20 protein-coding genes and 1 pseudogene are annotated in these 18,528 nt (G+C 73.5%); 13 read left to right on the top strand and 8 right to left on the bottom strand.

Going from position 1 to position 18,528, the window contains the following annotated elements; translation table 11 throughout:
• Positions 1-8 precede the first annotated feature (8 nt).
• Positions 9-476 (top strand): ATP-binding protein, encoded by a 468-nt coding sequence (locus tag ACFYS8_RS36130; RefSeq protein WP_387649833.1) that lies wholly within the window; start codon positions 9-11, stop codon positions 474-476.
• A 155-nt stretch (positions 477-631) separates the two neighbouring features.
• Here ACFYS8_RS36130 and ACFYS8_RS36125 read toward each other — a convergent pair whose 3' ends face one another.
• The 3 genes from ACFYS8_RS36125 to ACFYS8_RS36115 form a co-directional block, all read right to left on the bottom strand.
• Positions 632-925 carry a WhiB family transcriptional regulator gene (locus ACFYS8_RS36125; protein WP_387649830.1) on the bottom strand — a complete coding sequence of 98 codons (294 nt, stop codon included), beginning with the start codon at positions 923-925 and terminating at the stop codon, positions 632-634.
• A 126-nt stretch (positions 926-1,051) separates the two neighbouring features.
• The gene (locus ACFYS8_RS36120; RefSeq protein WP_387649827.1) at positions 1,052-1,243 is read right to left on the bottom strand and encodes a hypothetical protein; all 192 of its coding nucleotides are present in this window, start codon (positions 1,241-1,243) and stop codon (positions 1,052-1,054) included.
• A 456-nt stretch (positions 1,244-1,699) separates the two neighbouring features.
• Positions 1,700-2,617 (bottom strand): oxygenase MpaB family protein, encoded by a 918-nt coding sequence (locus ACFYS8_RS36115; RefSeq protein ID WP_387649826.1) that lies wholly within the window; start codon positions 2,615-2,617, stop codon positions 1,700-1,702.
• Positions 2,618-2,784: 167 nt separating this feature from the next.
• Here ACFYS8_RS36115 and ACFYS8_RS36110 point away from each other — a divergent pair, with 167 nt between their 5' ends.
• The 3 genes from ACFYS8_RS36110 to ACFYS8_RS36100 all read left to right on the top strand — a co-directional run bounded on the left by ACFYS8_RS36110 (position 2,785) and on the right by ACFYS8_RS36100 (position 6,777).
• On the top strand, positions 2,785-4,122 hold the full coding sequence (locus ACFYS8_RS36110; RefSeq protein ID WP_387649823.1) for a hypothetical protein: 1,338 nt from the start codon (positions 2,785-2,787) through the stop codon (positions 4,120-4,122).
• A gap of 61 nt (positions 4,123-4,183) precedes the next feature.
• Complete coding sequence (locus tag ACFYS8_RS36105) at positions 4,184-5,404, top strand: AAA family ATPase (RefSeq protein ID WP_387649821.1); 1,221 nt, start codon at positions 4,184-4,186, stop codon at positions 5,402-5,404.
• Positions 5,401-6,777, top strand: coding sequence for a VWA-like domain-containing protein (locus tag ACFYS8_RS36100; protein ID WP_387649818.1), 1,377 nt, complete (start codon positions 5,401-5,403; stop codon positions 6,775-6,777). The genes ACFYS8_RS36105 and ACFYS8_RS36100 overlap by 4 nt, the downstream gene beginning before the upstream one ends.
• Positions 6,778-6,790: 13 nt before the next feature.
• Here the strand turns inward: ACFYS8_RS36100 and ACFYS8_RS36095 are convergent, their stop codons facing one another.
• From ACFYS8_RS36095 to ACFYS8_RS36080, 4 genes are all read right to left on the bottom strand, one after another.
• Positions 6,791-7,651: a biotin-dependent carboxyltransferase family protein gene (locus ACFYS8_RS36095; protein WP_387649816.1), complete on the bottom strand. Its 861-nt coding sequence runs from the start codon at positions 7,649-7,651 to the stop codon at positions 6,791-6,793.
• Positions 7,648-8,295, bottom strand: coding sequence for a 5-oxoprolinase subunit PxpB (gene pxpB / locus ACFYS8_RS36090; protein ID WP_387649813.1), 648 nt, complete (start codon positions 8,293-8,295; stop codon positions 7,648-7,650). The genes ACFYS8_RS36095 and pxpB overlap by 4 nt, the downstream gene beginning before the upstream one ends.
• Before the next feature lie 271 nt (positions 8,296-8,566).
• Positions 8,567-9,070, bottom strand: a complete 504-nt coding sequence (locus ACFYS8_RS36085) for a DUF6114 domain-containing protein (RefSeq protein WP_387649810.1) — start codon at positions 9,068-9,070, stop codon at positions 8,567-8,569.
• The gene (locus ACFYS8_RS36080; RefSeq protein WP_387649807.1) at positions 9,060-9,689 is read right to left on the bottom strand and encodes a DUF6230 family protein; all 630 of its coding nucleotides are present in this window, start codon (positions 9,687-9,689) and stop codon (positions 9,060-9,062) included. Before ACFYS8_RS36080 ends, ACFYS8_RS36085 begins: the two co-directional genes overlap by 11 nt.
• A 671-nt stretch (positions 9,690-10,360) precedes the next feature.
• On the opposite strand from ACFYS8_RS36080, the gene ACFYS8_RS36075 reads away from it, so the two are divergent.
• The 6 genes from ACFYS8_RS36075 (at position 10,361) to ACFYS8_RS36050 (ending at position 15,165) form a co-directional block, all read left to right on the top strand.
• Positions 10,361-11,335, top strand: coding sequence for a hypothetical protein (locus tag ACFYS8_RS36075; RefSeq protein WP_387649805.1), 975 nt, complete (start codon positions 10,361-10,363; stop codon positions 11,333-11,335).
• Between the two features lie 150 nt (positions 11,336-11,485).
• Positions 11,486-12,160 carry a Tat pathway signal sequence domain protein gene (locus ACFYS8_RS36070; protein WP_387649802.1) on the top strand — a complete coding sequence of 225 codons (675 nt, stop codon included), beginning with the start codon at positions 11,486-11,488 and terminating at the stop codon, positions 12,158-12,160.
• Between the two features lie 126 nt (positions 12,161-12,286).
• Complete coding sequence (locus tag ACFYS8_RS36065; protein ID WP_387649800.1) at positions 12,287-12,904, top strand: Tat pathway signal sequence domain protein; 618 nt, start codon at positions 12,287-12,289, stop codon at positions 12,902-12,904.
• Positions 12,905-13,029: 125 nt separating this feature from the next.
• On the top strand, positions 13,030-13,716 hold the full coding sequence (locus ACFYS8_RS36060; protein WP_387649798.1) for a Tat pathway signal sequence domain protein: 687 nt from the start codon (positions 13,030-13,032) through the stop codon (positions 13,714-13,716).
• Between the two features lie 103 nt (positions 13,717-13,819).
• Positions 13,820-14,452, top strand: coding sequence for a Tat pathway signal sequence domain protein (locus tag ACFYS8_RS36055; RefSeq protein ID WP_387649797.1), 633 nt, complete (start codon positions 13,820-13,822; stop codon positions 14,450-14,452).
• A gap of 68 nt (positions 14,453-14,520) precedes the next feature.
• Complete coding sequence (locus ACFYS8_RS36050; RefSeq protein WP_387649795.1) at positions 14,521-15,165, top strand: Tat pathway signal sequence domain protein; 645 nt, start codon at positions 14,521-14,523, stop codon at positions 15,163-15,165.
• A gap of 54 nt (positions 15,166-15,219) precedes the next feature.
• Here ACFYS8_RS36050 and ACFYS8_RS36045 read toward each other — a convergent pair whose 3' ends face one another.
• Entirely contained in the window at positions 15,220-15,831 is a 612-nt protein-coding gene (locus tag ACFYS8_RS36045) for a helix-turn-helix domain-containing protein (RefSeq protein ID WP_387649792.1), read from the bottom strand.
• 73 nt (positions 15,832-15,904) lie between these two features.
• On the opposite strand from ACFYS8_RS36045, the gene ACFYS8_RS36040 reads away from it, so the two are divergent.
• From ACFYS8_RS36040 to ACFYS8_RS36030, 3 genes and pseudogenes are all read left to right on the top strand, one after another.
• Positions 15,905-17,602: an FAD-dependent oxidoreductase gene (locus ACFYS8_RS36040; protein WP_387649789.1), complete on the top strand. Its 1,698-nt coding sequence runs from the start codon at positions 15,905-15,907 to the stop codon at positions 17,600-17,602.
• A gap of 226 nt (positions 17,603-17,828) precedes the next feature.
• Entirely contained in the window at positions 17,829-18,302 is a 474-nt protein-coding gene (locus tag ACFYS8_RS36035) for a hypothetical protein (protein ID WP_387649786.1), read from the top strand.
• Positions 18,303-18,437: 135 nt separating this feature from the next.
• Positions 18,438-18,528, top strand: a pseudogene (locus ACFYS8_RS36030) (electron transfer flavoprotein subunit beta); the annotation flags it as partial.

Raw genomic sequence — 18,528 nt, 5'->3', positions numbered from 1 at the left:
ACCCGCCCGTGACGCCCAGTCGGGGAACCCTGGACGGCGACCGCCCGGACGCCGGCGCGGTCCTGCCCCCCGGCGGCCAGCGCCGCCGGCTGCGGCTGGCGGGCATCCCCCGGCCGGTGGCCCGGGCCCGCGCGTTCACCGCGGAGGCGCTCGCCGACTGGTCGTGGTCCACCCCGTCCGACGCCGACCTCGGCGAGGACGTCGTGCTGCTGGTCGCCGAACTCGTCGGCAACGCCATGCTGCACGCCGGCGGCCCGCTCGAACTCGTCCTGGACGCCACCCCGGCCCGCCTGCGGGTCGAGGTCTCCGACGCCTCCTCCGTCCTGCCCGCCCTGCGCACCCCCCACCGACCCGGTCTCCCCGGCGGTCACGGCCTGTACATCGTGCAACGCACCGCCGACCGCTGGGGCGCCGACCTGCACGCCCGCGGCAAGTCCATCTGGGCGGAAATCGACGCCTCCCGGCTACGCGCGTAGGCCGCGCGCGCCGGCAACCGCGAAGGCGGCCCCCTGCGATCGGAGGCCGCCTCTCTCTGCGCCGCTCACCGGTCGCGACTGCCACACCGGCCGCGACTGCCACACCGGCCGCGATTGCGTCACCGGCCGCGATTGCGTCGCCGGCCGCGACTGCCTCACCGGCCGCGATTGCGTCGCCGCCGGCGCAGCATGTGCCGCCGCTCCTCCTCGCTGCGGCCGCCCCACACCCCGTAGCGTTCCCGGGTGGCGAGCGCGTGCCGCAGGCAGCGTTCGCGGACGGGGCAGCGGGCGCAGACCGCCTTCGCGGCCCGGTCGCGGTCGTCGTGGGCCTGGCCGCGCTCGCCGGGCGGGTGGAAGAACAGCCGGGAGTCGGCGGCCCCGCAGGCGCCCTGCAGCTGCCAGTCCCACTCGTCCTCGATGGCGGCGGGCAGACGAGAGATCACGGTCATCGGCTTCCTCCTGGCGATCAGACAGTCGGATCGACGGACGAACTGGTGTGCCCGTCCGTGTAACCGCGATCCGCCGCCCAAACCGCCCTCGGCGCCGGTTCCCGCCAGGCTTGGGGGCCGCTCCCGTCAGTCCTCCTCGGGCTCCGGCGGCGAGGACACCGGAACGGCGAACTCGGGGCCGTCCTCCGCCGTCTTCTCGCTCTCGTCCGGCGGCGGCGAGCCCTCGGCGGTCATCTCGGCCTCCGGAGTCTCGGTGGGCGGCCACTCGTCGGCCGGTGCGTCGTGCGTTCCGTGCGTTCCGTGCGTGTGATGCGACATCTCGCCTCCCGCAGCAGTCGTCGCCCCCTCGTCTCCATGGTGCGTCCCGATCCGCCGCCGCACCCGGCCATCGCGCTCCGCGTTCTTCTCGCAACGGACCGTCCCCGGCGCCCGGTTGGCACCATCGCGACGACAGGCGCACGGTGGACGGGGGGCCCGTTGTCCGCTGTCGCGAGAGGAGAGTGTGGCCATGTCGTCCAAGCGACGCCGCAAGAAGAAGGCCCGCGCCAGGCACAAGGCGAACCACGGCCGTCGGCCCCAGTACTGAGGCCCACCCGCGTTCCCCAAGTGCCCAGCACCGAACGCCGACGATCCCGAAACGGCCGCCAATTCCGGACCCAGCCCCGGACGGCGGCCGCTTCCACGCTCTGCCGGCGCTCAGCTCACCGCGCTTCCCCGCCCGCGCGACGCCGCCCGCCCGACGTCACCCGCCCGCCCGACGTCACCCGCCCGCCGTCACCCCGCCGTCCCGACGCGGGCCTCCGCCCGGGCGTGTGCGGCAGCCCTGACCGGGGACAGGCCGCAGGCCCACACCATCACCGCGCCGAGCAGCCGGGCCAGTGGGCGGTCCCAGAGGCGGCGTACCGGCCAGGGGCGGCGGATGCCGAGTTCGTTGCGGGCCCAGCCGGGCAGCAGCCCGACGGCCGCGTTGGTGAGCACCCGCACCGCGAGCCGCTCGCGCCGGCTGCGCCCGAAGCCTCGCAGGAGCGCGACGGCCTCCAACGCCTCGGGGCCGGCCCGCAGTTCGCCCCGCACCCGGGCCAGGTAGGCGGCGACCTCGGCGCGCGAGCCGGGTACCCCGTCCGCGCCGAGCAGTTCGCCGATCAGCGCCACCTCGGACAGGTACGCATCGCACCCGGCACCGGTCAACTTCCGTTGCCCGGCGAAGACTTGGTGCCCCAGCAGGAAGCAGGACACCTCCGCGGTGTGCACCCAGCAGAGCAGTTCGGGATCGTCGGCCCGGTACGGCCGGCCCGTCGCGTCGAAGCCGCGGACGTGGCGGTGGATGCGGCGCACGCCCGCGATCGCGGCCTCCGCGGCGGCGGAGGAGCCGAGCGTGGTGGTGGAGACGAACCGCGCGGTGCGGTGCAGCCGCCCGGTGGGGTCGGTGCGGTAGTCGGAGTGCTCGGCGACGGCGCGCATCGCCACGGGGTGCAGCGATTGGAGCATCAGCGCGGCGAATCCGCCGACCAGCATCCCGGCGGGGTGTCCGTGCACCCGCCACACCACGCTGGACGGACCGAACAGCCCGGGGTCGCCCAGCGGCCGGTCGTAGCGCTCCATATGAAGGTCGGCGCCGTGCACCGTCGCGTTGATCTCCCGCAGCAGCCTCCGCCGCAGCACCTGAACCGGCCGCCGCCACCCGCCTGTCACCGCCGTGCACCTCCCGGCCCCTGATCTTCTCTGGTTCTCCCTGCCGCCACCCTACGCCGCGCGGCCCCGCCACCGAACGGGGCTGACAGCACGCCCGGTGACCAGCTAGGATCACCGGCGATGACTACTCATGGATTGGAGGTCCCGTCCCTTCGAAGTGAGTGCTGATGCACGACACTTCGCTGATGGACGAGGACACTCGTACCTGCTTCTGGCCGCGCGTACGGCAGTTCGCCGTTCCCCCGGCCATGATCGATACCGCCACCGCCCGCCGCGAGGCCGGCGACTGGGGCGGCGCCTGCGCTGCTGCCCGGTTCGACGTGGAACTCGACGTCCGGGCTGTCGCCCGCGCGTACGGTTCCGAGCTTGCCGGTCAACTGCGCTCCGACCTGCGCCACTTGGCTCCGGACCTGCTGCGCTGGCACCTGCCGCGGACGGCCCCTGACGGGCTGCTGCGGCCGGGGCTGCGTGCCACGCTCGCCCGCTACCCGCGGGACGGACCTGCCGCGTTCCACCTGGTGGCGCACACCGCGCCGCGCCACGCGGCATCGGACCAGCGGATCGGACTTTCGCTGTGGCACGCGGATGCCCCGGCGGGCCGCCCGCAGCCACGTTTCCGCCTCGACCTGCACCGACACCTCTGGGACGCCCGCCGCGCCCCCGAACTCACCGACCGGACAAGCGACCTGATGGACAGTCAGTTCGCCGACGCCGGATGGGAGTTCGAGGCACGGCTGCTGCGCACGGCGGACGGGCTCCCGCCCGACACGCCGGTCGCGGTGCGGCTGTCCGCCCGCCGGTTCCTGCTGCTCGACCCCACCGACGGGGCCGTCGGCGCGGAACTGCGTGCGGCGCGCGGCCTGCCGGTGCTCCCGTACGCCGCCACCTGGGCCCCGCCCGACGTGTGGCTGCTTCGCTCGGGGGCGCTGGACGCCGACCGGTTGCATCCGCTGGTCGCGGCGGCGCTCGTCCCGGGCCACCGCCCGGCGCGCGCGGCGCCGCCGTCCCCGGCGGATCCGCTGCTGGTGGACTGCCGGGGCGCCCGGCACCGGCTCGCGCTGGTGGACGGCCGGCTCACCGCACTGGACCATCCGCCGGAGCAACTGCGGCGCGAGGAACTGCTGTTGGCGTTCGGCGGCCCACCGCTGCCCTGCCTGCAGACCATCGACCGCGCGCACCGGAAGCCCGACGACCTGGACGCCATCATGCAGCGGCTGCTGCACGGCGACCGGTCCGGCGCGCTCACGGCCGTCCGTCAAGTGATCGGCGGGGAAGCACCGTTGCTCCCCGGACCGCTCGCCGACCGGCTCGCCGAGGACGACAGCCAACGGCAGACGGCCGCGCTGCACCGGGCCGGCCTCGACCCCGGCCGGCTTCGCCGTGCCCGCACAGCCGCACTCGTGCTGTCCGAACCGCTGCCGAACGGCCGCCCGCACCGTCCCCGCCCGCCACGCGGCCACCGGTGGTGCCTCCGCACCGATTGCGCCTTCGCGCACCGGCACTGACCTTCGCCCGGCGCAAGCCAAAGCACCGGCATCCGACCCTTCCCTCCCCAGGTGATCACCCATGCCTTCCACTGCCCAACTCGACGTCGCCGACAACCTGTTGACGCTTCTCGCCGAGTCCACCACCGAACCCCGCCAGGACCTCCAGATCGAGGCCCTGACCCTCGCCGTCGCCGCCGATCTCCCCGTACTTCTCTGGGGCGAACCGGGCATCGGCAAGACCGCCGCACTGAACCAGCTCGCCGCCGAACTCGACCTGCCGCTCACCACGGTGATCGCCAGCGTGCACGAGCCGTCCGACTTCTCCGGCCTGCCGGTGATCGGCGCGGACCCGGCCACCGACGGTGTGCCGCTCGCCCCGCCGGACTGGGCGGTGCGCCTGGTCCGGCAGGGCCGCGGGCTGCTGTTCCTCGACGAACTCTCCACCGCCCCACCGGCCGTGCAGGCGGCACTGCTCCGCCTGGTGCTGGAGCGCCGCATCGGGGCGCTGCAACTCCCGCCGGGCGTAAGGATCGTGGCGGCGGCCAACCCGCGCGCCTCGGCCGCCGACGGCTGGGAGCTGAGCGCACCGCTCGCCAACCGGTTCGTCCACCTCGACTGGATGCACGACCCGCAGGTGGTGGTGCGCGGCCTCGGCGGGGTGTGGCCGCGCGCCGAACTGCCCCGGCTGGACGCCGAACGGCTGCCCGCCGCCGTCGAGTTCGCCCGCCGCGCGGTGTGCGACCTGCTGACGGTGCGACCCGAACTGACCCACCGGCTGCCGTCCGCCGAGACCCGGCGCGGCAGGGCCTGGCCGTCGCCGCGCAGTTGGGAGATGACGGTGCGGCTGCTGGCGTTCGGTTCGGCCGCCGGCTCGTCCCGCGAGGTGCTGTCGATGCTGGTGCGCGGCACGGTCGGTGACGGGCCCGGCCTCGAACTGCTGGCCGTCGTCGACCGGATGGACCTGCCCGCCCCCGAGGACCTGCTCGCCGACCCGGACAACGCCGAACTGCCGGCCCGCGGCGACCTGCGGCAGACCGTGCTGGACGCGGTGGTCGCCGCCGTCCGCTCCCGGCCGACCCGGCAACGCTGGGACGCCGCCTGGGCGTTGATGGCGCGGGCGTTGCAGACCGGCACCGCGGACGTGCTGGTGGTACCCGTCACCACGCTCACCTCACTGCGCCAACCCGACTGGGAGGTACCGGCGTTGATCGAACGGTTCGCGGGCGCGCTGGAACTGTCCCGCCGGGCCGACCGGGCCGCCGCCCGGGTGACCGCCGCCGCCGGCGCGGGCCGCCGATGAGCACGCACCGCCCGGCCGCGGGCCCATCGATACCGACCCCACCCGCGTCAACCGCGCCGAAGCCGCGCCCGCCGAAGCCCCGCCCCGCACCCGTCCCGCACCGGCCGTACGACCCGGAACAGTGCGCACCCCACCCGCGCGCACCCCGCCCGGCCGGGCCGCCGCTGGACCTGGAGAAGCTGTACGCGGCCCGCCTGCAGGCGGTCCGGGCCCGCCCGTACCTGGCCACCGCGCTGTTCGCGATGCAGGTGGTCGAATCGGCGCAGGTGCCGACCATGGCGGTGGACCGGTACTGGCGCTGCTACGTCTCCCCCGCGTTCGTGGCCGCCCGGTCGGAGGAGGACCTCGCCTCGATCTGGGTGCACGAGGTCTCCCACCTGCTGCGCGACCACGCCGCCCGCGGCGACCGGGCGATGCGCAAGTACCGGCTGTACGGGCCGGAGGGCCGGCTGCGGATCAACCTGGCGGCGGACTGCGAGATCAACGACGACGTGTTCGGCGACGGCCTGGTCCGCCCGCAGGACGCCGTCTACCCGGAGACCCTCCGCCTGCCGCCGGGCCTACTGATGGAGGAGTACCTGACGAAGTTCACGCTCGGCCCGCAAACCGACCTCACCGGCTGGGTGGAGTGCGGAAGTTGCGCGGACGGCCTGGACCGCGGGTGGGAGCTCGGCCCGGACGGCAGCCAGGGGCTCCAGCCGCACGAGAGCGACCTGGTCCGGTTCCGGGTCGCCGAGGGCATCCTCGGGCGGCCGGGCGAGACCCCGGCGGGCTGGCGGCGCTGGGCCCGGGAGGCGTTCCATCCGCCGCAGCCGTGGCGGGAGTTGCTCGGCGCGGCGGTCCGCTCGGCGGTGGCCGGCGCGGGCGCGGGCTCCGACTACACGTACGGCCGCCCGGCGCGCCGCGCCACCGCCCTTCCGGGCGTGGTACTGCCCGCGCTGCGCCACCAACTGCCGCGGGTGGCCGTGGTGGTGGACACCTCCGGATCGGTCAGCGACCAGGAGCTGGGCACCGCGCTGCTGGAGATCGCCGCGATCGCCCGCACCCTCGGCGGGCGGCGCGAGCTACTGTCGGTGATCTCCTGCGACGCCGCCGCCGGGCAGGTCCAACGGATCGGCGGCGACAGCATGTTGACGCTGGTCGGCGGTGGCGGCACCGACCTGCGGGAGGGCTTCGCGGCCGCGCTGCGCCTGCGCCCCACCCCGGACGTGGTGGTGGCGCTGACGGACGGCCAGACGGCGTGGCCGTCCCGCCAGCCGGCCTGCCGGACGGTGGTCGGCCTGTTCCGCCGCCCCTCCCACATCAACGAGGACGATCCGAACTATCGGCCGGAGCGACCGCCGGAGTGGGCGCGAGTGGTGCAACTCGGCTGAGCACCACAGAAGTTCAGCTCAGCCGGAAGTGCAGGGTGTCGCCGGGGCGGGCCTGCGCGGCGGTGCCGAGGTCGGCCCGGCGGACCACCGCGATGACGGGGTAGCCGCCGGTGACGGGGTGGTCGGCCAGGAACAGGATCGGCCGCCCGGACGGCGGCACCTGCAGCGCCCCGCCGACCATGCCCTCGGAGGGGAGTTCGCCGGTGCGGGCGCGCTCCAGGGCGGGCCCGTCCAGCCGCATGCCGACCCGGTCGCTGTCGGGGGTGACGGTGTACGGCTCGGTGAGCAGGGTGCGCAGCGCGCCGGCGGTGAACCAGTCCTCGCGCGGGCCGGGCAGTACGTGCAGCACGGTGCGGTCGGCGGGGGCGGGTCGCGGGGCGTGGTCGGCGGTGGGCCAGCCGGTGGCGGCGTCGCCGAGGGGCAGCAGTTGGCCGGCCGTCAGCCGGTCGGGGCCGATTCCGGCGAGGGTGTCGGTGGCGCGCGAGCCGAGCACCGGGGGGACGTCCAGGCCGCCGCGGACGGCGAGGTAGACCCGCAGGCCGCGGGTGGGGGTGCCGAGGCGCAGCCGGGCGCCGGCGGGGACGCGCAGCGGGGTGCGGGCGGCGGCGGCGCGGCCGTCGATCCAGGCCGGGCAGTCGGCGCCGGTGAGCGCGCAGGTGGTGGCGCGGGGGAAGGCCAACTCGAGTCCGCCCATGGGCGCTTCGAGGCCGGCGGCATCCTCGGGGTTGCCGACCAGCCGGTTGGCCAGCCGCAGCGCGTCGCGGTCGGCGGCCCCGGCCCGGCCGACGCCGAGCGCGGCCAGCCCGGGGCGTCCGAGGTCCTGCACGGTGGCGCCGAACCCGGCGCGGACGACCAGCAGTTCGGCGCGCGTCATGATCCGCTCCCGGCGCTCTCCCGGGCGTCGACGACCTCGACGAAGCGGACGGCGGTGCCTGGGCGCAGTCGGGTGGGCGGGTCGGCGGCGGGGTCCCACAGGGTGAGTGCGGTGCTGCCGAGCAGGTGCCAGCCGCCGGGCGAGGGGCTGGGGTAGATGCCGGTGTACTCGTCGGCGACGGCGACGGATCCGGCGGGCACCCGGGTGCGGGGTTCGCTGCGGCGGGGCAGGCGCAGTCGCGGGTCGAGGCCGGTGAGGTAGGCGAAGCCGGGGGCGAAGCCGCAGAACGCGACGCGGTAGTGCGCGGCGGTGTGCCGTTCGATCACCTGGCGTTCGGTCAGCCCGGCGCGGGCGGCGACCTCCGCGAGGTCGGGTCCGTCGTAGCGGACGGGCACGCGGATGGCGTCGGGCTCGTCGGCGGTGCGGGCGGCGGCGGTGCGCGGCAGGGCGGCGAGGGCGGCACGCAGGCGGTGCGGGTCGGTGACGCGGGGGTCGTAGCGGACCAGCACGGTGCGGGCGGCGGGGACGAGTTCGGTGACGCCGGTGGGTGGTGCGGTGCGCAGTGCACCGTGCAGCTGCTGGACCTGGTCGGCGGTGTCGACCTCGACCAGGACGGCGTCGCTCCCGCATGGCAGTACTCGCACCGGACCGTCCTGTTCTGTTCGCCCGGCCACTGCTGGGCCGTCCTCGGCTCAAGCTACCAAGCGTGCGACGGGTGCGATGCGTACGGCGTACACCGGAGCGCTGTCCGCGCCGTCCGCGCCGTCCGCGCCGAACGGAGGCCACGGCAGGCGGAGGCGGCGGCAGCAGGCGGACCCGGGAATGCCGTCCGCGGCCCCCGACCGCTCGGTGTGCGGGGGTCGCGGACGGTGCGCACGGCGCAGGCCACGCTCCCGCGCCGTGGGCCGCCCCGGCCTAGACCGGGGTCGCTTCGTGTTCCGCGAGGCGGCGCGCCTTGCGCTTGCTCAAGGGTTGGTCGGGGAGCCAGCCGAAGGCCAGGGTGCTGCCGACCAGGCCGAGCAGCAGGCCGATGAAGAACCCGCCGATGTTGGAGGTGATCCAGCTGCCGAGGGTGGCGAGGACCGCGACCAGGGAGTAGAAGAGCCGCTGCACGGGGTGGAAGATCAGCAGCAGTCCGCAGAGCACCATGAGGGTCGGGATGACGTAGCCGGCCAGGCCGAGCAGTCCGATGCGGATGACCATGTGCATCGGGGCTTTTTCGGTGAACAGGATCTCGGCGCCGGCCAGGGTGACCAGCAGTCCGCCCCAGAACGGGCGGCGGTCGCGCCAGCCCGCGAAGCCGGTGCGGGCGGGAGCGGCCGGCGGGGCGTCCACGGCGGGGTTTTCGGGACCGGTGGGCCGGGCGGCCGCGGTGTTCTCGGCCGCCCGGTCCGGTGCCGAGTCGAACTCAGCAGCCATCGGTGCTGAAGCTGAGGTGCATGTTGGGCAGCTTGAAGACTCCGGCGGTGGTGGCGTAGTTCCGCTGGCGGAAGTGGTCGACGGTCACCTCGTCGCCCTGCTGGCCGAACATTCCGGGCGGGCCCTGGACCGGGCCCTTGTCGAAGGTGCTGGCGTCACGGCCGACTTCGAGGCCCTTGAACTCGGCCTCGCCGCTCATCAGGTCGGAGTCGGTGGTGAGGTTCTCTGCGTGCACCGGGGTGCCCTTGTCGCCCGCCGTGATCAGCAGGTTGATGCCGCCCAGGTTGACGCTCTGGCAGAGCTTGGTCAGGTCGGCCGACTTGACGGCGGTCTGGATCAGGAACAGCTGGCCGCCGGTGTCGCCGGCGTTCGGGCTGTTCTCGATCATGTTGTCCAGTACGCCGAACTGCGCGACCCCGGTGCCGTGCAAACGGTCGGCGGTGACCTCGAACGCCATGCCGGAGATGGAGAACTGGTTGGCGAGGACGTTCTGCGCGGTCAGGGTCACCAGGACGCCGGCGGTCACGCAGGCGGGTATCGCCATCAGTGCGGCGCGGCGCAGCCGGACCCGGCCACGCCCCGAGGCGGTGGCGGCGGGTTGTTCTGCGGGGTGGGGCATGTGCAGCTCCAGAGGGTTCGAGTGGGGGATGTGCTACTCGCCGGCGGTGAGGTCCTGGCGTGGACGGATGCGTCAACGATCTTTTCCTGCAACGGAATTGACGATCTATCTCATACCCTGCGAGCTGTCTGGAAGTTACCCCGGGGTACATGGCGGGTCAATACTTCGCGCACCGTCCCCACACATCTGAACATCAGTCAACTTCTGTGACAGGTGAGGCCATTGGGTCGAGGGGGCACTCGAACTCCGCTCACCGACCTGCCAACTTCCGCACATCTCCTTGACGTTGCCGTCCGACCCCCCATAGAACTTGGCGATGTACCCGGCGGTAACCCCGCGCTGTGAAGGCGCGGCCCCGGGTGATTTTCCGCCCCGACTGTCGGCGCCCTCGCGACCCCGGGCGCCGCGCCCGGCACCAACGTTCCGCCCCGGTACCACGTTCCGCCCCGGTATCACGTTCCGCCCCGGCACCAGGTTCCGCCCCGGCGGTACCGACCGCCCCGGTACCACGGACCGCCCGCCGGCAGGTGCAGCCGTGCGCCGTCGGGCCGGCCGCTCGTGGCGTCGAGCGACCCGCCCACTCGCCGAACACCCGTATGTCGCATCGCCGTTGAAGCGTCCAGCACGGGCCCGCCACCCCCCGACCCCTTGCCGTGAGGAGTTCCCCCACCATGCGCCGTACCCAGCCGGACCACTCCGCCAGCAGCTCCGACCGCCCCGCCGCCCGCCGCGGCTCCCGGCGGCTGCTCGGCCGCCTCGCCGTCCCGGCCGCGCTGGCCAGTGCCGCGCTGCTGGCCGGCACCGTCCCGGCCTCCGCCGCCGCACCGGGCGGGCCGTACACCGGCATGGGCAACTGCCCGCTGACCGCGCCCGCCATGACGAACCCGGCGAACCTCCAGGTCGGCTGCATGGTGTCGGTCACCAATGGCGGCAAGTTCACCTTGGGCAGCACCGTGGTGCCGTTCAACTCCCCGATCAAGCTCCAGTTCGGCTTCTACTGGGACAAGTCCGGGCCCACGGTGACCTTCCCGGACGGCACCACCGCCAACCAGTACACCGTGGTGCCGCCCACCAACGGCCCACTGATGAGCGCGCCGATGGTGGAGATCACCATCCCGGGCATCGCGAACTTCCTGCCGGGCATCACCAGCGTCTTCGCCCAGGTGGAACTGGCGGGCCCCGTCACCAAGTTCACCCCGATGGCGACCGGCGAGCCGTACCCCGTCTTCCAGCTGCCGATCAAGCTGCACCTGTTCAACGCGCTGTTCGGCCCGGACTGCTACGTCGGCTCCAACTCCGCGCCGCTGGTGCTGAAGCCCACCACCGGCACCACCGCCCCGCCCGCGCCGACCGCCCCCATGACCGGCGACCCGGGCACCGTCGACCTCAACATGGACCCGAACGGCCACAACGCGCTGGTGATCTCCGAGAACAACGCGAACCTGGTCGACAACACCTTCTCGGTACCCGGCGCCAACGGCTGCGGCCTGCTCGGTTCGCTCAACCAGATCATCAACTGGACCATGAACCTGCCCGCCACGCCCGGCAAGAACTCGGTGAGCTTCCAGCAGACCAACGCCAACTTCGCGCTGGACGAGAGCCTCTCCGACCTGACCGCCGCGATGAACGCCAGCGCCGCCCACTGACCCGTTCATGAAGCGGCCGCCGGCCGCTCCCCCACCGACTCGTGCCCGCCCCCGCGGGCGGGCACGCGCTCCGCACCCCCGGAGCAGCGCCCCGGCCACCCGGCCGGGGCCACCCCTCACCGGACGCCCCACCCACCGGAAGGAACCCTCATGCGCAACCGTCTCGTCGCCGGCGCCGGCGCCCTGATCGCCGCCACCGCCCTGGTCGCCCTCCAGACCGGCACCGCCAACGCCACCGTGGCCGGGCCCCTCCTCTACACCAGCAGCGGCGTCGCCGTGAACGCCGGCGACGCGCTCTCCGCCGACCTGGTCACCGGCACCGCGGCAACCATGTTCAATCCCGGCACCACCACCGGCGTCACCTGCACCGCCTCCCACATCGGCGGCACCGTCGGCACCAACCCCCTCGTCTCCCCGACCACCAGCGGCACCGCGTCCGGCCCGGTCAACACACTGACGTTCAGCGGCTGCACCTCCAACGTGCCCGGCGTCACCGGCGTGATCAGCCTGACCATGAACAACCTGCCGTACACGCTCGCCATCTCCGACACGGCCGGCTACCCGGTGGCTCTCACCCCCTCCGCAGGCGTGATCCAGGCCACCGCCGTCCTCAAGACGCTTGCCGGAACCGCCACTTGCGTCCTGCACGCGAGCGTCCTGAACGGCAACGCCACCAACGTCCCGCCGCAGATCAACCTGGTCAAGCAGCTCCTCACCAAGACCTCCGGCCCGAGCATCTGCTTCCCGAGCATCGAGTTCACGGCCTCCTACGGCCCCGTCACCGACACCGCTCCGGGCAACGGCCAGGTCGTTCTCGTCAACTGACGCTCCGCACCCGGCACTTCGGCGCCGCGCCCTCCCCGGGGCGCGGCGCTCCGCCACAGCGGGACGTCAACTCTCCCTGCCCGTGGTCCGCGCCCACACCCGCCTCCCCCACCGGAAGGAACCCTCATGCGCAACCGCCTCTTCGCCGGAGCCGCCGCCCTGGCCGCCACCACCGCCCTGATCGCCCTCCCGGCCGGCACCGCCGACGCCATGACCCGAACCCCGGCTCTCCACACGATCAACATCGGCGGCCCGCTGTCCACGGACCTCGCCTACGGCACCGTGGCCACGATGTACAACCCGGGCACCACCACCGGCGTCAAGTGCACCGCCTCCCACATCGACGGCACACTCGCCGCCAACCCGAACACACCCACCCTGTCCGGCCCGGTCAACGTGCTGACGTTCAGCGGCTGCACCTCCAACGTGCCCGGCGTCACCTCCGTGACCAGCCTGACCTTGAACAACCTGCCCTACACGCTCAGCATCTCCGACACGGCCGGCTACCCGGTGGCTCTCACCCCCTCCGCAGGCAGCGTGATCCAGGCCACCGCCGTCCTCAAGACGCTTGCCGGAACGGCCACTTGCGTCCTGCACGCGAGCGTCCTGAACGGCAACGTCACCAACGGCCAGACGCAGATCGACCTGGTCAAGCAGCCCCTCACCAAGACCTCCGGCCCGAGCATCTGCTTCCCGAACATCGAGTTCACCGCCTCCTACGGCCCGGTCAGCCTATTCAACTGACGGTCCGCACCCGGCACTTCGGCGCCGCGCCCGCCCCGGGGCGCGGCGCTCCGCCATAGCGGGACGTCAGCTCTCCCTGCCCGTGGTCCGCGCCCGCACCCGCTCCCCCACCGGAAGGAACCCTCGTGCGCAACCGCCTCTTCGCCGGAACCGCCGCCCTGGCCGCCACCACCGCCCTGATCGCCCTCCCGGCCGGAACCGCCAATGCCGACGCCTACGCCAGCGACGGCGCCGTTCTCTACACCGCCAACAACGTGCCCGTCAGCCCCGGCGACCCGATGTCGATCGACCTGACCAACGGCACCGTGGCGACGATGAACAACCCGGGCACCACCACTGGCGTCAAGTGCACCGCCTCCCACCTCTCCGGCTACGTCACCTCCAACCCCGCCGCCACCGGCTCCGCCACCGCGTCCAGCCAAATCAACGCGCTGACCTTCAGCGGCTGCACCTCCAACGTGGTCGGCGTCACCGGCGTGACCAGCCTGACCATGGACTACCTGCCCTACACGCTGAGCGTCACCGACTCGCCCGGCTACCCCGTCACGCTCGCCCCGGTGTCAGGCACCCAGCCCAAGGTCACCGCGATCCTCAAGACGGTGACCGGCACCGCCACCTGCGTCTACCTCTCCACCGGGTCGACCCTGTACGCCAACGCCACCAACGTCCCGCCGCGGATCAACCTGTTCCTCCAGCGCTACCTCAAGATCGCCGGGCCGAGCATCTGCTCCGCGAACATCGACTTCACCGCCTCCTACGGCCCGGTCACGGACACCGCCCCGGGCAACGGCGGCATCGTCCTCGTCCAGTAACACCCCGCACCAGCCACCCCGGCGCCGCGCCCTCCCCGGGGCGCGGCACCCCGCCACACCCTGGCCGGCACACGCCCCCGCTCCCCCTGCGGAAGGAACCCTCGTGCGCAACCGCCTCTTCGCCGCCGCCCTGGCCGCCACCACCGCCCTGATCGCCCTGCTCGCCCTCCCGGCCGGCACCGCCAGCGCCGCGCCCAAGACCCCGGCCCTCCCCGCCGTCGGCAACCCGCTGTCCGCGGACCTCGTCCCCGGCACCGTGGTGACGATGTACTCCCCGGGCACCACCTCGGGCTTCAAGTGCACCGCCTCCCACCTCGGCGGCACGCTCGCCGCCGACCCGAACGCCCCGGGCACCTTGTCCGGCCCGGTCGACACGCTCACCTTCGGCGGCTGCACCACCAACATTCCCGGCTTCGTCTCCGTGACCAGCCTGACCATGGACAACCTGCCGTACACGCTCGCCGTCTCCGACGCGCCCAGCAACCCGCTCGTTTTCCTCCCGACCTCGGCGGGCTACCTCCAGGCCACCCTCGTCACCAGGACGCTGGCCGGAAACCTCACGTGCGTCTTCCGCGCGAACGTCCTGAACGGTAACGCCACCAACAACCTGACGCAGCTCAACCTGAGCGCCCAGAACCTCACCAAGGCGGCCGGCCCGAGCCTCTGCTTCTCGTCCATCGACTTCTCCGCTTCCTACGGCCCGGTCACGCAAGGCGCCACCGGTCTCGTCAACTGACGTACCCGACCCGGAAGTTCGGCACAGCGCCCGCACATGCACCTTCTCCCCCAACGGAAGGAACCCTCGTGCGCAACCGCCTCTTCGCCGCCGCCCTCGCCGCCGTCACCGCCCTGATCGCCCTCCCGGCCGGCACCGCCGGCGCCATGCCCAGAACCCCGGCCCGCCACACCAACAGCCCCGCCGTCACCGCCGGCACCCCCCTGTCCGCAGACCTGGTCTCCGGCAGCGTGGCGACGCTGTACTGGCCGGGCACCACCACCGGCTTCCAATGCACCGTCTCCCACCTCAGCAGCACGGTCGCCGCCGACCCGAGTGCCCCGGGCGTCCTCTCCGGCCCGGTCAACGTACTGACGTTCAGCGGCTGCACCTCCAACGTGGTCGGTGTCACCGGCGTGAACAGCCTGACCATGGACTACCTGCCGTACACACTCGCCTTCTACAACGCGCCCGGCAACCCGGTCGCTCTCTACCCGAACTCGGCGGGCATCATCCAGACCACCATCGTCTTCAAGACGTTGGCCGGAACCGCCACTTGCGTCCTCCGTGCGAACAGCCTGAACGGCAACCACACCGGCAACCCGTCGCGGATCGACCTGGTCCAACAGCCCTTCACCAAGTACTCCGGCCCGAGCATCTGCTCCAGTGGCCTCGAGCTCACGGCCGCCTACGGCCCGATCGTGTACGGCGTCGCCACCGCGCTCGTCAACTGACGCTCCACACCCGGCACTTCGGCACCTCCAGCAAGCACTCTGCCCTGACGGCCGTCAACTCTCCTTGCCCGTGGTCCGCGCCCGCACATGCACCCGCTCCCCCTGCGGTCCGAACAGGCTCAGGAACTCCACCGGCGTCGAGCCCGCGTTGGTGAACACGTGCGGCGTGCGGGTGTCGAACTCGGCCGCCTCGCCCGCCTTCAGCACCACGTCGTGCTCGCCGAGCCGCAGCCGCAGCTGGCCCGACAGCACGTACAGCCACTCGTGGCCCTCGTGGGTGCGCTGCTCGGCATCCTCCCGGGTCCCCGGCGGGACGATCGTCTTGTACGCCTGCATCCCGCCGAGGTTGCGGGCCAGCGGCAGGTACGTCCACCCGTGCCGGACGAACGGACGCAGCCGCACCCGCGGGTCGCCCGTCGGCGGGGCGTCCACCAGCTCGTCCAGTGCCACGCCGTGCGCCCGGGCCAGCGGCAGCAGCAGCTCCAGGGTCGGCCGGCGGCCGCCCGACTCCAGCCGGGAGAGCGTGCTCACCGAGATGCCGGTCTCCTCGCTGAGCTGCGCGAGCGTGGTGCCGCGCTGCTGCCGGATCGCCCGCAGCCGCGGCCCGACCGCGGTCAGCACCGCCTCGAAGTCCTCACTCAACTCGGCACTCCTCCCGTTCGACATCCACTCACCCTCTCCATTTGCCACCTCAGCAACATTGTTTGTCAATCCGGCCACGGCGCCGCACCATCGAGCCATGACCGCCACCCACCGCGATTCGCACCCGCACCCCGCCCGCCACCACGACGTCCTGGTCGTCGGCGGCGGCGCCGCCGGACTGAGCGGCGCCCTCGTCCTGGCCCGGGCCCGCCGCTCCGTCCTGGTCGTCGACGCCGGCCGGCCGCGCAACGCGCCCGCCGAGGGCGCTCACGGCCTGCTCGGCCAGGAGGGCGTTCCGCCCACCGAGCTGCTCGCCCGCGGCCGGTCCGAAGTCGCCTCGTACGGCGGCGAGTTCCACGACGCCGAGGTGCGCGGCATCACCCGGCAGCCGGACGGCGCCTTCCGCGCCGAGCTCTCCGACGGCAGCGCCGTGCACGCCCGCCGGGTGCTGCTGGCCACCGGCACCACCGACGTCCTGCCCGAGCTGCCCGGCCTGGCCGAGCGCTGGGGCCGGCAGGTGCTGCACTGCCCGTACTGCCACGGCTGGGAGGTCCGCGACCGCCGGATCGCGGTGCTCGCCACCGAGCCCGCCGTCGCCGTCCACCAGGCGCTGCTGTGGCGCCAGTGGAGCTCCGACGTCACGCTGCTCGCCCACAACGCCGGCCCGTTCACCGAGCAGCAGCGGCGCGAACTCGCCGCCCGCGGCATCACCGTGCACACCGGCGAGGTCGTCGCCGTCCTCCCCGGGAACGAGGCCGACGCACTCACCGGCGTCCGGCTCGCCGACGGCACCGTGATCGACTGCGACGCGCTCGGCGTCGCCACCGGCCTGACCGTGCAGGCGCCGTTCCTCGCCGGTCTCGACCTCGCCCCGACCCCCGTGGTCCGCGACGGCGTCAAGCTCGGCGAGCGCCTCGCCACCACCGACCCGGCCGGCGCCACCGAGGCCCCCGGCGTGTGGGCGGCCGGCAACCTCACCGACCCGATGGCCCAGGTCGCCGTCGCCGCCGCCGACGGCCTCCGGGCCGCCATCGCCATCAACGCCGACCTGATCGCCGAGGAGACCCGACTCGCCGTCGAGGCCGTCGAGTTCTGGGAGGCCCGCTACGGCGAGAGCGAGCAGATCTGGAGCGGCCGGCCCAACGCCTCGCTCACCCACGAGGTCACCGGCCTCGCCCCCGGCCACGCCCTCGACCTCGGCTGCGGCGAGGGCGGCGACGCGATCTGGCTGGCCCAGCAGGGCTGGCGGGTCACCGCCGTCGACATCTCCCAGGTCGCCCTGGACCGGGCCGCCGCCCGCGCCGCGGCCGCCGGCGTCGCCGACCGGATCAGCTGGCAGCGCACCGACCTGGCAAACGCCTTCCCGTCCGGTTCCTACGACCTGGTCTCGGCCCAATTCCTGCACTCCCCAGCCGAGTTCCCGCGCGAGCGGGTGCTGCGCCACGCCGCCGACGCGGTCGCCCCCGGCGGCACCCTGCTGATCGTCAGCCACGCCGTCGCCCCCGCCCGGCACCAGAACCACGCCCCCGACGAGGCGCACCCGCAGGACGGCGCGCACACCCACGACCACGCGCACAACGACGCCCACAACGACGACGAGCACAACCACAAGCACGCCGGGATGACCTTCCCCACCCCCGCCGAGGTGCTCGACTCCCTGCACCTGGCCCCGGGCGCCTGGACGGTGGAGCGCGCCGAGGAGCACCCCCGGCGCGACCACCCCGAGCACCCCGTCACCGACCCCGACGCCCGCCCGCACCGCGACTCCACGGTCCGCCTGCGCCGCGCGGCCTGACCGGCCCGCACTCCCCTCACTACGGCCGCCCGCGCACACACGCGGGCGGCCCCTTCTCGTCCACCCGCCCGACGCGCCACCCACCCGACCAGCCACTCACCCGACGCGCCACTCACCCGACGCGCCACCCACCCAACCAGCCACTCACCCGCCGAGCCACCCACCCGACCGGCCACTCACCCGCCGAGCCACCCGCCCGACCGGCCGTCCGCCCTATGATCACGGCGTGCCCGCAATCCGCCCCGCGTCCCGTCCCAGGTTCCGCCCCGGCTTCCGCAAGGCCCTGGCCAACCACGAGGGCGCGGTGCTGCGTTGTCTGTCGATCGCGTTCCGCGTCGCCGCCGTGCTGCTCCTGCCGTGGATCGTCGACCTGGCCCTGAACGTCCGCGGCCACTTCGGTGCCCGCAACCTCTCCAACTCCTGGGTCTGGCTGGACCTGATCGAATCCGCCGCGCTGCTCTCGCTGGCCTCCCTGGTCCACCGCCGCCACCGCGCCACCAGCCCGATCGCTTCGGCCACCGCCGTCCTGCTGGCCATGGACGCGTTCTTCGACCTCTGGTCCGCCCACCGCGGCGACGCCTTCCGCACCGCCGAGATATTCGCCTACGTCGCCGAACTCCCCAGCGCCGCCCTGCTCGCCCTCCTCTCCTGGTACTCCCTGCCCTGGGCCGCCGCGCTCCGCCCGACCCCGATCACCTGACACTCAGTTCCCTCAGCCAGGACACCGAGTCCCCTATCACTCCACTTGGCCCCGCCGAAGAGTGGATCTGTGGCACGGAGTGTGGTCTAGTGGGGGTACTGAGTTCCCTCCGCGCCGTGAAAGGACAAGGTGGCCGTGAGCTTGAGGATCGTTGTCTGTGTGAAGTACGTGCCCGACGCGACCGGTGATCGTCGCTTCGCGGACGATGCGACCACCGATCGGGAGG

This window comes from Kitasatospora sp. NPDC004615 (assembly GCF_042873545.1).
Lineage (GTDB): Bacteria > Actinomycetota > Actinomycetes > Streptomycetales > Streptomycetaceae > Kitasatospora.
Note: the sequence above shows the minus strand (reverse complement) of the source record. Positions and strands in the feature narration are given on the sequence as shown.